The sequence below is a fragment of the Xanthomonas sp. NCPPB 1068 genome (assembly GCF_041479385.2).
GTDB lineage: Bacteria > Pseudomonadota > Gammaproteobacteria > Xanthomonadales > Xanthomonadaceae > Xanthomonas > Xanthomonas cannabis.
Map to the genome: position 1 here is coordinate 3,914,968 of NZ_CM192986.1, position 13,135 is coordinate 3,928,102.

At 67.4% G+C, this 13,135-nt stretch carries 10 protein-coding genes and 2 pseudogenes; 7 read left to right on the forward strand and 5 right to left on the reverse strand.

Annotated elements, in window-relative coordinates; translation table 11 throughout:
• Nucleotides 1-190: 190 nt before the first annotated feature.
• The gene (locus ACCQ12_RS16525) at nucleotides 191-967 is read right to left on the reverse strand and encodes a polysaccharide deacetylase family protein (RefSeq protein ID WP_372382269.1); all 777 of its coding nucleotides are present in this window, start codon (nucleotides 965-967) and stop codon (nucleotides 191-193) included.
• Between the two features lie 60 nt (nucleotides 968-1,027).
• Here ACCQ12_RS16525 and grxD point away from each other — a divergent pair, with 60 nt between their 5' ends.
• Nucleotides 1,028-1,954 carry a Grx4 family monothiol glutaredoxin gene (gene grxD, locus ACCQ12_RS16530; RefSeq protein WP_039406216.1) on the forward strand — a complete coding sequence of 309 codons (927 nt, stop codon included), beginning with the start codon at nucleotides 1,028-1,030 and terminating at the stop codon, nucleotides 1,952-1,954.
• A gap of 175 nt (nucleotides 1,955-2,129) precedes the next feature.
• A complete protein-coding gene (locus ACCQ12_RS16535) occupies nucleotides 2,130-2,999 on the forward strand; it encodes a hypothetical protein (RefSeq protein WP_372382270.1) in 870 nt (289 codons plus the stop codon).
• Between the two features lie 149 nt (nucleotides 3,000-3,148).
• Here ACCQ12_RS16535 and ACCQ12_RS16540 read toward each other — a convergent pair whose 3' ends face one another.
• Nucleotides 3,149-3,709, reverse strand: a complete 561-nt coding sequence (locus ACCQ12_RS16540; RefSeq protein WP_104581764.1) for a DUF924 family protein — start codon at nucleotides 3,707-3,709, stop codon at nucleotides 3,149-3,151.
• A 141-nt stretch (nucleotides 3,710-3,850) separates the two neighbouring features.
• Here ACCQ12_RS16540 and ACCQ12_RS16545 point away from each other — a divergent pair, with 141 nt between their 5' ends.
• From ACCQ12_RS16545 to ACCQ12_RS16555, 3 genes and pseudogenes are all read left to right on the forward strand, one after another.
• On the forward strand, nucleotides 3,851-5,251 hold the full coding sequence (locus ACCQ12_RS16545; protein WP_166744283.1) for an amidohydrolase: 1,401 nt from the start codon (nucleotides 3,851-3,853) through the stop codon (nucleotides 5,249-5,251).
• Complete coding sequence (locus ACCQ12_RS16550) at nucleotides 5,248-6,528, forward strand: amidohydrolase family protein (protein ID WP_372382271.1); 1,281 nt, start codon at nucleotides 5,248-5,250, stop codon at nucleotides 6,526-6,528. Before ACCQ12_RS16545 ends, ACCQ12_RS16550 begins: the two co-directional genes overlap by 4 nt.
• A 675-nt stretch (nucleotides 6,529-7,203) precedes the next feature.
• Nucleotides 7,204-8,735 (forward strand): annotated as a pseudogene (locus ACCQ12_RS16555) (rhamnogalacturonan lyase B N-terminal domain-containing protein).
• A 421-nt stretch (nucleotides 8,736-9,156) separates the two neighbouring features.
• Here the strand turns inward: ACCQ12_RS16555 and ACCQ12_RS16560 are convergent.
• The gene (locus tag ACCQ12_RS16560; protein WP_047694982.1) at nucleotides 9,157-9,972 is read right to left on the reverse strand and encodes a GH12 family glycosyl hydrolase domain-containing protein; all 816 of its coding nucleotides are present in this window, start codon (nucleotides 9,970-9,972) and stop codon (nucleotides 9,157-9,159) included.
• Between the two features lie 471 nt (nucleotides 9,973-10,443).
• Here ACCQ12_RS16560 and ACCQ12_RS16565 point away from each other — a divergent pair, with 471 nt between their 5' ends.
• Nucleotides 10,444-11,388 carry a DegV family protein gene (locus ACCQ12_RS16565; protein ID WP_166744279.1) on the forward strand — a complete coding sequence of 315 codons (945 nt, stop codon included), beginning with the start codon at nucleotides 10,444-10,446 and terminating at the stop codon, nucleotides 11,386-11,388.
• A gap of 86 nt (nucleotides 11,389-11,474) precedes the next feature.
• Nucleotides 11,475-11,813, forward strand: coding sequence for a hypothetical protein (locus ACCQ12_RS16570; RefSeq protein WP_372382272.1), 339 nt, complete (start codon nucleotides 11,475-11,477; stop codon nucleotides 11,811-11,813).
• 39 nt (nucleotides 11,814-11,852) lie between these two features.
• Here ACCQ12_RS16570 and ACCQ12_RS16575 read toward each other — a convergent pair whose 3' ends face one another.
• Together ACCQ12_RS16575 and ACCQ12_RS16580 are read right to left on the reverse strand one after the other, a co-directional pair.
• Nucleotides 11,853-12,773 carry a DMT family transporter gene (locus tag ACCQ12_RS16575; RefSeq protein WP_104581768.1) on the reverse strand — a complete coding sequence of 307 codons (921 nt, stop codon included), beginning with the start codon at nucleotides 12,771-12,773 and terminating at the stop codon, nucleotides 11,853-11,855.
• Nucleotides 12,770-12,964, reverse strand: a pseudogene (locus tag ACCQ12_RS16580) (PhzF family phenazine biosynthesis protein); the annotation flags it as partial. The gene ACCQ12_RS16575 and the pseudogene ACCQ12_RS16580, both read right to left, overlap by 4 nt.
• Nucleotides 12,965-13,135: the final 171 nt, after the last annotated feature.

Genomic DNA, 13,135 nt, shown 5'->3' on the forward strand with positions numbered 1-13,135 from the left:
CTTCATCCTGACGCAAGAGCGCCCGACACCGCGCTCGTACGCAGCGTCCCTGGCGCGCTGCCATACCGGCGGCGAAGTGCGTTACGGCGCTGCGCCAGTGCCGCATTGGACACCGGCGATCAACACAGACCAACCGCAACGCAGCAGCGCAGCAGCACTGCACCCGCCACACCACGCGCCGAGGCAGCGTTCAATCCGGACGTTGCCCCACCAGCCCGCGCGCCTGCATCGCCTCCAGCACGCCGCGCAGGATGGTGAGGTTGTGGCCGTGTGCGGCGCCTTCGTGCAGCAACACGATGGCACCGGGCCGCAGGTCGCGCACGATGCGCGCCACGGTGGTGTCCGGTTCGCAGCGCACGCCGTCGAAACCGCGCGCGCTCCAGGCCACGCGGGTCAGGCCATGCGCGCGTAGCGGCGAGGCGACGAACGGGTTGGTCATGCCGACCACCGAGCGGTACAGCCGGGGCGCCTGGCCGGTGATCCGGGCCAGGGTGCGCTGCGCCAGCCCGATTTCCTGGGCCATGCGGCGCGGCCCCAGCGCCCAGAACCAGGCCTGCGGATGGGTATGGCTGTGGTTGCCGATGCCGTGGCCGCGTCGCACGATCTCGCGCACCAGCTCGGGCCGCCGTTCGGCGCGCGCACCAACCACGAAGAAGGTGGCCTTGGCGCCGTAGGCGTCCAGCAGGTCGAGCATGGCCAGGGTGTCGTCAGACGGGCCGTCGTCGATGGTCAGCCACACCTGCGGCGCGCGGCCTGGCAGCCGTGCCAGGACCGGCGCATACAGGCGCGCACGCGGCAGGAACACCGGCACCACGAACAACGCATGCGACACCAGCAGCGTCGGCAGGCCCCACGCCCAGCCCAGATGCCACCACAGCACCGCCACCGCCAGCTGCGACAGGGCGAACAAGCCCACCCAGCGGTACGGGCGGGAGGGGATGCGATACAGCGTTTCCGGCGTGGTCATGCCGCATGATGCCACGCGGCGTAGAATGTCCGGTCTCCACGATCTGACCGAAGTGCTGCCATGTCCCTCGATCCCGCTCTGCGTTCCCGTATCGATACGCTGCTGCAATCCAGCCGCGTGGTGCTCTTCATGAAAGGCCAGCCCGGCATGCCGCAGTGCGGCTTTTCGGCCAAGGCGGTCGGCGTGCTGGACGGGCTGGGCATCGACTATGCCCACGTCAACGTACTGGCCGACCAGGACATCCGCGAAGGCATCAAGGCCTACGGCGACTGGCCGACCATCCCGCAGCTGTACGTGGACGGCGAGCTGATCGGCGGCAGCGACATCATCGTGCAGATGGCCGACAGCGGCGAGCTGAGCAACATGCTCGGCCTGCAGGCGCCCGACCGCAGCCCACCGAAGATCACCATCACCCCGGCCGCGGTCGAGATGCTCAAGGGCGCCTTGGCCGATGCGCCGGACGCGTCGCTGACGCTGTCCATCGATGCCAACTTCCAGCCGAACTTCCAGCTGGCGCCGACCAACCCGAACGCCATCGCCGCCGAATCCAACGGCCTGCGCGTGCAGTTCGACCTGGCCAGCGCGCGCCGCGCAGACGGCATCACCATCGACTGGGTGGACGACATCCGCGGCCGCGGCCTGGCGATCGACAACCCCAACGCGCCCAAGCCGGTGCAGGAGCTGTCGGTGCGCGATGCCGACGACCGCCTCAAGGCCGGCAGCCTGACCCTGGTGGACGTGCGCCCGGCCGACGAGCGTGCGCTGGCCACGGTGGCCGCACCGTTCCGCACCCTGGATGCGCACGAGCGCGCCGCCATCGAACAGTTGCCCAAGGACACCCCGCTGGCGTTCCTGTGCCACCGCGGCGGGCGCAGCCTGCAGGCCGCCGAGCACTTCCGCGGCCTGGGCTTCACCAACGTCTACAACGTCACCGGCGGCATCGATGCGTGGTCGGACGAGGTGGACAACGGCGTGGCGAAATACTGAGCAGACGCGAGCGGTCGCGGTAGCGCTCAGGCGTCAGGCTGCTCGTGCAGCCTGCCGCGCTTGCGTGACCCGTGTGACCACGGCCTGCACAGCTGCGGCACACCGCACACCGAAACGGGCGCTCCTTGGAGCGTCCGTTTTTTCATGGATCAACCCGCACAAGGACACCGCCGCAATGCACACCCGCCTGCTCCCGCTCGCCCTGGCCGCGCTGCTACCGCTGGCCGCCCACGCTGCCGAACCGTCGCGCGCGGTGCTGCTGGTCCAGACCTACGACAGCCAGCCATCCGACGATCCGCTGGAATACATTCCAGTGTGGCTCGGCAAGGCGGTGGCAAAGGAATCGACCCTGCCCAAGGCGTTGCTGGGCCAGCCGCTGCAGGTCTTCAATACCGGCGTATCCACTGGCACCGTGCGGCTTGCGTCGCTGACGGTGGACGACAACAGCATGTGCGGCGGCACCGCGAAGCTGCGCATCAAGGGCAGCACCGCGCTGTCCGATTCGCCGCTGCTGTCGACGGTAGATCTCAACCCCGGCAAGCGCTTTGCGTCGCGTGCAGCCACCGCCACCGAACAGAGCGAATTGTTTCGCCAGGTGAGCGACACCGCGCAGCTGCGCAAGCGCGTCAAGCCGGCGGCATTGGCGCAGGCACTGGCCGCGTTCAATGCCGACAGCACGCAGGATCTGGCCGCGCTGCAGATCATCACCGATGCGCAGCAGCCACAGCGGCGCGTGGCCGTGCTGACTTCCAACCACCCGACCAAGACCGGCAATCCGGAGAACCCGACCGGCGTGCTCGCGGTGCTTGCGATCTTCGACCATGACGGCAGCCGTTGGCAGTTCCGCCACGGCCACGCCGCCAGCGGCTGCGACGATTGCGAAGACCTGCCGCAGCGCACCCATCTGCTGCAGTTCGGCGATATCGACGGCAACGGCACGCTCGATCTGGTGCTGTCGGAAAGCGGCTACGAAAGCTACGGCTTCTATCTCTTGCTCGGCGGAGGTGCCAGCTGGCGGTCGGAAGGTTTGCCAGGCGGCTGCTGATCGATTGACTGCATGCGCGGTGCCGGTGGCGGCATCGCGCGTGGTGCCCGTCCCCGCTGCAGTACCCGCAGCTGTTCGGCGATCACGCTGGCATGCAGACACGGTGTACAGCCGTTACCCGCCGCCATGCAGCGCGTGGATGGCGGCCTTCAGCCGGCAAACCCGCCGTCATCGAGAAACTGCTGTTCCGCTGCGCTGGTCGCGCGCCCCAGCACGGTATTACGGTGCGGGAACCGGCCAAAGCGCTGGATGATGCGTTGATGTTCCAGCGCCCAGTGGGTGGTTTCCGCATCGTCCAGTGCGCTGATCAGCTCCACCGCGCGTGCCTGCTCCTGCAGGTCTTCGGCATGCTCGAACGGAAGATAGAAAAACAACCGCAGTTGCGCCGAGACCTGCTGGTCGAAGCCGCGCTCCACCGCCTGCTTTGCGCACTGCAACGCCAACCCGTCGGTGGCATAGGCATGCGCGCTGCCACGGAACGCATTGCGCGGAAACTGGTCCAGCAGAATCAACAAGGCCAGTGCGTCTTCGGCGCGCGCCATCCAGTGCGCATACTCGCCCCGTGCGGCGGCAAAGTGCTGCTCGCTGAAATGCTGGCGAAAGTTGGCATCGAAGGCATCGTTGTGCGTGAACCAGCGGGCCGAGCCGGCCAGTTCCCAGAAGGCCAACACCACGTCGGCCTGTTTGTTGCGTTCTGTCTTGGCAATCATCGACGTCCCCCCTGAGGAATACGGCACAGCATGCGCTCTGGCATGTGATGAGACAGCCGCGACCGCAACCTCCAGCACTTGGCAAGCACGGCGCTGGCAGCTAGGTTTGCGGCCTGTGCTTTCGTGTCACCGGGGAAATCCATGCGTTCCATCCTGTTCGCCGCCCTTGGCGCGGCGCTGCTGTGCGGGCCTGCGTCTGCGGCATCGCGGTTCGTGCAAGACCCTTACCCCAGCACCTACCGCGCGCTCGCGTCCGGTCCGGTGCTGATCCAGCACGCCACGGTGCTCACCGGCACCGGCGAGCGGCTGGACGATGCCGACGTGCTGCTGCGCGACGGCAAGGTGGCCGCCGTCGGCCGCGCACTCCAGGCACCGGCCGATGCACGCCGCATCGACGGCACCGGCAAGTGGGTGACGCCCGGCATCATCGATGTGCACTCGCATCTGGGCGTGTACCCAAGCCCGGGCGTCAGCGCGCACAGCGACGGCAACGAGATGACCGCACCGGTGACGCCCAACGTGTGGGCCGAGCATTCGATCTGGCCGCAGGACCCGGGCTTTGGCACCGCGCTGGCCGGCGGCATCACCTCGCTGCAGATCCTGCCAGGCTCGGCCAACCTGATCGGCGGCCGCGGCGTCACGCTGAAGAACGTCGCCTCCACGACCTACCAGGGCATGAAGTTCCCCGGCGCACCGTGGGGCCTGAAGATGGCCTGCGGCGAAAACCCCAAACGCGTCTACGGCGAAAAGGGCGGCCCCGGTACGCGCATGGGCAATGTGGCCGGTTACCGCGCTGCGTTCATCGATGCGGCCGAGTACCTGCAGAAGAACGCACCGAAGAAGAAACCCGCCAAGAAACGTCACTGGTGGAGCCGTGGTGGCGACAACGACAGCAGCGGCGATGCCGGCGGCAAGCGTGATCTCAAGCTCGATACGCTGGCCGGCGCCATCAATGGCGATATCCGCGTGCACATCCACTGCTACCGCGCCGACGAAATGGCCACCATGCTGGACTTGTCCAAGGAATTCGGCTTCCACATCGCCGCCTTCCATCATGGCGTGGAGGCCTACAAGCTGGCCGACCGGCTGGCGCAGGAAAACGTCTGCGGCGCGCTATGGGCCGATTGGTGGGGCTTCAAGATGGAAGCCTTCGACGGCATCCAGGAGAACATCGCCATGGTCGACCGGCCTGCCAACAGCTGCGCCATCGTGCATTCGGATTCGGAAGAAGGCATCCAGCGCCTGAATCAGGAGGCCGCCAAGGTGATCGCCACTGCGCGCCGCAGCGGCATGGAGATTGCGCCCGAGCGCGCGATCCGCTGGCTCACCAGCAACGCCGCCAAGGCGTTGGGCATCGAGCAGCAGACCGGCGCGCTGGAGCCGGGCAAGATGGGCGATGTGGTGGTGTGGAATGGCAACCCCTTCAGTTCCTACGCATTGGCCGAACAGGTGTATATCGACGGCGCGCAGGTTTACGACCGGCATCAACGCGCGTTGCAACCGGTGTCGGACTTCATGCTGGGCCAGGAGGTGGCACGATGAGCCGCCGCATCCTGACTCGCCCGCAGCGGCGTGCCCTGTCGGCGCTGGTGCTGGCCGCGCTGGCGTTGCCGGCGTTGGCACAGCAGGTGCTGATCCGCGATGCCACCGTGCACACCGCCACCACGCAGGGCACGCTGCAGCACACCGACGTGCTGGTGCAGGGCGGCGTGATCCGCGCGATCGGCAGCAACCTGGCCGCGCCGGCCGATGGTCGCGTGATCGAGGCCAAGGGCCGCCCGCTGACGCCGGCCTTGTTCGGCGGCATTACCGAGATCGGCATCGAAGAAGTCTCCGGCGAAGACAGCACCGTGGACAGCGGCGTCAAGCTGGCCGATCAACCGATGCGCCCGGAGTTCGATGTCACCCTGGCCTACAACCCCGACTCGGTGCTGGTGCCGGTGGCGCGCGTGGAAGGCATCGGCTTCACGGCGCTGGGCGCAACCACCAGCGGCGCCTTCATCGCCGGCCAGGGCGGCATCGTGCGGCTGGATGGCAGCCCGGACCCGGTGGGCCCGCATGCATTGTTCATCCGCATCGGTGCAGCGGCGTCCGACCTCACCGGCAGCTCGCGTGCCGCGCAATGGATGCTGCTGGATCAACTGGTGGCCGAAGCACGCGGCCGCGTGCCCGCCGAGTCGCCGCATGCATTGCTGACGCCGATGGGGCGCAGCGTGCTGGCCCGGTATCTGGCCGGGCAAGGCCGCATCGTGGTGCAGGTCGAACGTGCCGCCGACATCCGTCAGCTGTTGCGCTGGGCGCAACGCGAGAAGGTGCGCATTGCCATCGCCGGCGGCGCCGAGGCGTGGAAGCTGGCCCCGCAACTGGCGCAGGCCAGGGTGCCGGTGCTGGTGAACGCGCTGGCGGATTTGCCGGCGACCTTCGACCAGATCGGCGCGACGCTGGAAAACGCCGCACGCCTGCGCGCGGCCGGTGTGGAGGTCAGCTTCAGCCAAAGCGGCGACGCCTCGCACAACGCCCGCAAGCTGCGTCAGCTGGCCGGCAACGCGGTGGCCAATGGCTTGCCGTGGGAATCGGGGCTGGCCGGCCTGACCCGCGTGCCTGCGGAGATCTTCGGGGTGGGCGATCGCATCGGCAGCATTGCCGTGGGCAAGCAGGCCGACCTGGTGCTGTGGGAAGGCGACCCGCTGGATGTCGCCCATTACGCCGAGCAGGTCTGGCTGGGCGGGCGCGAGATGCCGATGCGCTCGCGCCAGAGCGAACTGCGCGACCGCTACCTGCAGCAGGCCGGGCAGCTGCCACGTGCGTACCTGAAGTGAGTGCGTGCGGCGTGCGCTGATGCGTACGCCGCAAAGCGCTGCCATCACACCCGCAACCCGCACATGCAGCGGCCTGGCAGCGCCGCCCAAAGCGCGCTCGGCAACACCGCCACCCTGCACGACCTGCTGTTGCACGTGGGAGGGCGGTGGACTGGCAGACATGGACGCTGCGCTGTCGTGGCGTCTCGCCGCGTGCCGCCGGCGGCATTCGTCGCAGTGATGCAGCCATCGGGCTTATCGCCTGTTGCCGGTTTGGCGGCTGGCACTACCCGGCAGCCTTCGTTCCCTGGCAGCTGCCAGCTGCGGGCACCGTTGCTGCACGACCGCGGCCCCGCTGGTTCGGCCCGGCGGATGACGTTGGCTCGATTGCGACGTGCTGCGCCAAGCCGGCCACATCGCGACGCAGATCGACGCAGGCGGCAGGTGCTGCGGCACATGCCATACGTCTGCCGGTCGCAGCCGAAGCGTGACCGGCACTTAGGTTCATTGCTGAAGTTTGAACGCGCCGCACGCTCTGCTGCTTGCGCGCTCGCCGTCGTGGTCCAGCCCGCCTAGCATCGCCCATCGGCATCCGGCTTGCCGCCTCACGTCGCCATGGAGACCCACATGTTCTGCCCGACCCTGCGCATGCTGGCGTGCGCGTTGTGCCTGTACGCCGGCGTCAGCGCCCCGGCCATGGCGGCATTCGGGTTCACCCGCAGCGGCGACCGCGTGGTGGTGGACAGCGGCGCCGAGCTGGTGTTTTCGGTCAACGCCAACAATGGCGACATCGTGTCGATGCGCTACCGCGACAACGAGCTGCAGACCACCGAATCGAAGGGCTCGCACATCGCCTCCGGGCTGGGCAGTGCCAGCGTGGACGCGCGCGTGGTGGGCGGGGCAATCGTGGTATCGGCCAAGGCCGGCGATCTGGTTCAGTACTACATCGTGCGCAAGGGCCGCAATGCGATCTACATGGCCACCTATGCGCCGACCTTGCTGCCGGTGGGCGAACTGCGCTTCATCGCGCGCCTGAATGTGTCCAAGTTGCCGACTGCCCAGCAGGAACCCGATTCCAGCGTCGGCACGGCGATCGAAGGCGAAGATGTCTTCCTGCTGCCGGACGGCCGCACCAGCTCCAAATTCTATTCGGCGCGGCGCATGCTCGACGACCAGGTGCATGGTGTCAGCGGCTCCGGGGTTGCGGTGTTCATGCTGATGGGCAACCGCGAACGCAGTTCCGGCGGGCCGTTCTTCAAGGACATCGCCACGCAGAAAACCCGCGTGACCCATGAGCTCTACAACTACATGTATTCCGACCATACCCAGACCGAGGCCTTCCGCGGCGGCCTGCATGGTGTCTACGGCCTGTTGTTCACCGATGGCGGCGCGCCATCGAGCGCGCAGCTGAGCACCGACTTCGTCGATGCCACGCTGGGCTTGAACGGCTATCTGGCCGCTGACGGGCGGGGTGCGGTGAGCGGCCGCGTCGGCGGCGTGCTCTCCGGGCAGCCGGCCGTGATCGGGCTGCGCAACGAGCAGGCGCAGTACTGGGCCAGAGCCAATGGCAGCGGTGATTACCAGATTGCCGGCGTGCGCCCGGGGCGCTATCGCATGACGCTGTACCAGAGCGAGCTGGAGGTGGCGCAGCGCGATGTCGAAGTGTTTGCCAATGCCACGGCGCAGGCCGCGTTGCAGGCGGTGACAGCGCCAGGAACGGTGAAGTGGCAGATCGGCGTGCCCGACGGCACCCCGGCCGGATTTCGACATGCCGACTTGCTGCCGCGCGCGCACCCGTCCGACCGGCGCATGAGCTGGTCACCGCTGACCTACACCGTGGGCGCCAGCAGCATGAGCAGTTTTCCGGCGTTGCAGTGGCGCAGCATCAACACCCCACCCGCATCGACTTCGCCCTGGCCTCCAGCGAGGTGCGCGGCTATCGCCTGCGCATCTTCGTGCCGTTGGCCCAGGTCAGCGCACGCCCGCAGATCAGCGTGAATGCCCGCTGGAACGGCCCGGTGCCCGCTGCTCCCAACCAGCCCAAGACGCGCGGCATCACCCGTGGCACCACACGCGGCAACAACACGCTGTATGAGGTGGACATCCCCGCGTCGGCGCTGCAGGCCGGAAGCAACCGCATCGAGATCGGGCTTGCCTCCGGATCGCCGGATAATGGGTTCCTCAGCCCGGCCGTCGTGTTCGACAGCATCCAGCTGGTGGCGATGTAACAGCGGTGAACACGACTACGTAATCGCCAGGTACGCGCTGCCGGTGCATGGGTGAGCTCCGATCAGGGATGGGGACGCCTGCAACCTGGCAGGACGCCAGGCGCCGGACACACGACCATTGCGTCATCCGCCTGCGCAACAGATTTGCGTCACGAAGCGGATGTCCACGCACTGACGGGGCGCAGACACGACCATCCATGCGGACCGATCACCGTGGCCTCCTCCGATGCGCGCCACCTGCATGACAGGCGCGGCGCAGACGGCCACCTCATTGGCGTGATGCACCTCATGCCCGGCGAAGCTGCGAGCAGGTAGTGCCTCACGCAGCTGCCGGCGATGCACACGCGAGATGCACACGCGAACAGGCAGCGCGCACGCAGGCCGCCGCACTGGCGGCCCACGCGCACCTCAGCCCATCGCGTTACTTGGCATCCATCGTGGCGCTGACCTTGGCCCAGCCATTGCCACGCACCACTTCAAAGCCCGCCTCGGCCGCATGCAGATACATGCTGTTGTTGTATCGGCCATCCTTGGAGCGGTTGTTCTGCAGCCAGGTCAGGAACGGCTTGGCGTCGATGTTGAGGCTGCCGCTGGTCTTGAGCGTGGGCTGGCCGGCGGTGCCGGTCGGGATGAAGGTGTAGACGTAATAGCCGGCACCGGAGTTGAAGCCTTCCCACAGATCGAAGGTGCGGCCACCGGCGGTGATCACCTTGGTCGCGGTGACGGTGCCGATCGGCCAGGAGTTGTGGTCGCCCCAGATCATCACTTCCAGCTGCGGATTGCCCTTGGCGGTATCCCAGCGGAAGAAGATGTCGTAAGCGAAGTCGCCGGCCAGATTGCTGCCGCCGGCGCTGTAATTGAACTTGAACGGCAGCGAGCTGATCGACGAGATCTGCTTGGGGAACAGCTTGTCGGTGGTCGGATTCCAGTCGTAATGCCAGCCGCGTACGATGGCCGGGTAGCCGTAGAGGTTGTAGTCGGCAAAGTTGAAGGTGACGGTCAACTCCGGCGTGCTGCCGGTGCCAAAGGTGCCCTGGATGATGTTGTTGGGGTCGTTGAAGTTGTTGACCCACGCGTAGTGGTTGCCGAAGATCTTGTACGGGCCGGCCAGGGCCACGGGGGCGAGCGCCACCAGGCCAAGGGCCAGTGCCGCCTTCCACCAGCGCGATGCGCGCCGCCGTGTGGTGGTCGCCTTGGGCGCGGCCTGCGTGAGGGTGTTGGATGGGGTGGTCTGCATCTCTGTCTCCATTGTGTTCGGCGCGGCGGCGCCAGTGCGGCGCCACCAAGACCCGCCCTGCAGCGGTCGTGACCGACCCTAGCAGCGGTGCTGTGAGAGGAGCTATAGCGATTCCGGCAGGCCGGAGCGGCCAAGCGCGATAGCGGGCGCTACCTGGCAAGCCAAGCGTGTCCTGGTCCGCAGTTCGCTGCCATCTCCCGGCGGTGGCGACATGTATCGGTCAGGCACCTGGGCGCACCCGCGAGGGGGAATGCTGCAGGGCGGCATGGCAGGCAACGCACCGCCGACGAGTGTGATGCCACCGCAGCGTGGCCCGGGCTGCCGGACAATGGGCATGCAAGGGGCCGGCAGGCGCGGCTGAAGGCGCGCGAGCAGCCTGCCGGCACGCCGCGCGCCAACGGGTCTACGCGCGGCGGCGGTTTTGCGATAGCGTTCGCAGTACAGACGACGCAACAGCCGGAGGGGGCGACGATGCGCATCGGAATCGTGGTGGATAGTGCGTGCGACCTGCCGCAGGAATTTCTTCAACGCAACAACGTCATCGTGCTGCCGATCAGCGTGCGCATCGGCGAGGCGGTGCTGGCCGATCACCGCGATGAAGAGGCCACGCTGAGCTTTCTGCAGGCGCATGTGGCCGAGCGCGGCCACGAAGCCGAAACCACGCCGTTTTCGGTCAACCAGATCCGCGACCTGTTTCTGCAGCGGTTGGTCATCGACTACGACCACGTGTTCTGCCTGACCATCTCCAAGCTGCGCAGCCAGATCTTCGACAACGCGATGCAGGCCAGCTTTGCGATTCTCAACGACTACAAGCCGATCCGTCAGGCCGCCGGCCACGGCTCGCCGTTTGCACTGCGCGTGATCGACACGCTCAACCTGTTTGCCGGCCAGGGCATCACCGCGGTGGAGGCCGTGCGCCTGCGCGAGCAGGGCCAGGGCGTGGCGGCGATCCGCACCCGCCTGGAACAGCTGGCCGAGCACACCTACGGCTACATGATCCCGCGCGATCTCTACTACCTGCGCGCGCGGGCGCGCACCAAGGGCGACCGCAGCGTGGGCCTGATCGGTGCGGCGCTGGGTAGCGCGCTGGATATCAAGCCGGTGCTGCGCGCGTACCGCGGCGTCACCGAGCCGGTGGCCAAGCTCAAGGGCTTCGAGCCATCGGCCGACAAATTGTTTGGCTTCACCGTCCGCAAGATCCGCGACGGCCTGATGACCCCGACCGTGTGCGTGGGCTATGGCGGCGAGCTGGCCGAGCTGCATGCCCTGCCCGGCTACGCGGCACTGCAGGGCGCCTGCCAGAGCCACGGCGTGGAACTGTTCGAAAGCGTGATGAGCCTGACCGGCATGGTCAACGTCGGCAAGGGCGCGCTGGCGGTGGCCTTCGCGGCCCAGCCGCATGGTTTTTCCGCCTGAGGCACGTGCCTGGCGGCACCTGGCCTTCGACGGCGTTCTCACCCGTCCTCGGCTAGTGTGCCGCCGTCATTCAACGGAGCGTGTCCATGCCTGTCAGCTACTCGATCAGCCTGCCCGACCCCAATCTCGCCCGTGGCAGCGCGCCCTCGGTGAGCTTCACCGCCAACGGCGCCGAGGCGTTTGCCGAGCAGTTACAGGCCGCCCTGCGCGATCCGGCGTGGTTCGATCGCTGGCGCCAGCTGCAGGCCGACCCGGACGAGGTGGACCCGAGCCTGGGCATCACCGACCCGGCCGCCACGGTCACCGGCAAGCAGCAGGACCTGCGCATCGATCTGGTTGCGACCACCAGCATTCCCGGCGACCTGTTCAAGCAGCGCATGCAGGCCCTGGCCGGGTCGCACTGGCAGATGCGCGACGTGCGTTGAGGCTGTGCGCCGCCATGCGGGACGCGTGGCGGCGTACGGTCACGCCTGTGTCGAGGCACGGCGTGGCCAGTGCCACTTCAGGTTGACCGCCAGCGTGCCCAGCACGATCAGTGCCAGGCCCAGCCACTGCACCGGCACCAGGGCGTGGCCGTACAGCAGATAGTCCAGCAGCAGCGTGACCAATGGATACACGAACGCCAGCACCGCGATCGTGGCCACCTGCAGATGCCGGTACGACGAATAGAACAGCACGTACACGATGCCGCTGTGGATCACGCCCAGCCCCACCAGCCAGACCCAGTGCAGGCCGGGATGCAACGCGCTGCTGCTGGAAAATCCCGCCAGCAGGAACGTGCCGACCCAGCATTGCACCGTCACCACCGCCAACGGCCGCTCACGGCTGATGCGGCGTGACATCAGCAGCGAGGCGCCGCACAGCAGCGCGGCCAGCAGGGTCAGCGCAATCCCGAGCAGATAGCCGCGGTCGGCGGCCTGCCACAGCCGCGCCGGGTCGGCCGAACACGCAACGCCCACAAACGCCAGCAGCGTCCAGCCCAGGTCGGCGCGACGGGTGCGCTCGCCCTGCAGCAGCGCCGCCAGCAGCAACATCACGAACGGAAACACGTGGTAGACCATCGTCGCCACGCCGATCGACGAGCGCGCCATGCCGGCGAACAAGGCCACCCAGTTCAGCACCAGCAGCACGCCACTGATGACGGCATCGCGCAGCAGCGTGCGGTCGCGCCACACCCCACGCAACTGTCCGCCGATCAGTCCGCAGATGGTGAGAAACAGCGCGCCGAACAGGCAGCGGTAGAACACCGCCGTCACCGGATCCTGCCCGCTTTCGTGCACGAATACGCCCACCGACCCGATCAACACCTCGGCCACCAGCAATTGCCAGATCGCACGTCGCGCAGTGCCGACGGATGTCGCTTGAACAGACAAGGCGATGCTCATAGCGCAATCGTTCCCTGCAGATACTGCACAGCGCTGCCGTGCACAGACACATGCCGCGGCTCCGCCCGGCATGCAAGTTCGCCGGCGCGCGCAGATGCCTGCAGTGCGGTCAACTGCGTCCTGCCCAGCCTGCCCGCCCATGGCGGCGCCAGCGCGGCATGGATCGACCCGGTCACCGGATCTTCGCTACCGCAGGATTGCCCTTGAAGCGCCGCAGTGAACGCATCGACGATAAACACGGGAAGCAGCACGACCAACCTCGCAGAAGAGGACACACGCCTGGCGCATTCACCGGGCACAGCGAGTCTGCAATGCACGACACGACCATGACAGATTCAGATACGCTGCAAATTGACCAATAC

Excerpts from the sequence above, each read along its gene's own strand:
- ACCQ12_RS16560 (WP_047694982.1), bottom strand. The coding sequence starts at position 9,972 with ATGCAGACCACCCCATCCAACACCCTCACGCAGGCCGCGCCCAAGGCG.
- ACCQ12_RS16540 (WP_104581764.1), bottom strand. The coding sequence starts at position 3,709 with ATGATTGCCAAGACAGAACGCAACAAACAGGCCGACGTGGTGTTGGCC.
- ACCQ12_RS16565 (WP_166744279.1), top strand. The coding sequence starts at position 10,444 with ATGCGCATCGGAATCGTGGTGGATAGTGCGTGCGACCTGCCGCAGGAA.
- grxD (WP_039406216.1), top strand. The coding sequence starts at position 1,028 with ATGTCCCTCGATCCCGCTCTGCGTTCCCGTATCGATACGCTGCTGCAA.
- ACCQ12_RS16525 (WP_372382269.1), bottom strand. The coding sequence starts at position 967 with ATGACCACGCCGGAAACGCTGTATCGCATCCCCTCCCGCCCGTACCGC.
- ACCQ12_RS16545 (WP_166744283.1), top strand. The coding sequence starts at position 3,851 with ATGCGTTCCATCCTGTTCGCCGCCCTTGGCGCGGCGCTGCTGTGCGGG.
- ACCQ12_RS16570 (WP_372382272.1), top strand. The coding sequence starts at position 11,475 with ATGCCTGTCAGCTACTCGATCAGCCTGCCCGACCCCAATCTCGCCCGT.
- ACCQ12_RS16535 (WP_372382270.1), top strand. The coding sequence starts at position 2,130 with ATGCACACCCGCCTGCTCCCGCTCGCCCTGGCCGCGCTGCTACCGCTG.
- ACCQ12_RS16575 (WP_104581768.1), bottom strand. The coding sequence starts at position 12,773 with ATGAGCATCGCCTTGTCTGTTCAAGCGACATCCGTCGGCACTGCGCGA.
- ACCQ12_RS16550 (WP_372382271.1), top strand. The coding sequence starts at position 5,248 with ATGAGCCGCCGCATCCTGACTCGCCCGCAGCGGCGTGCCCTGTCGGCG.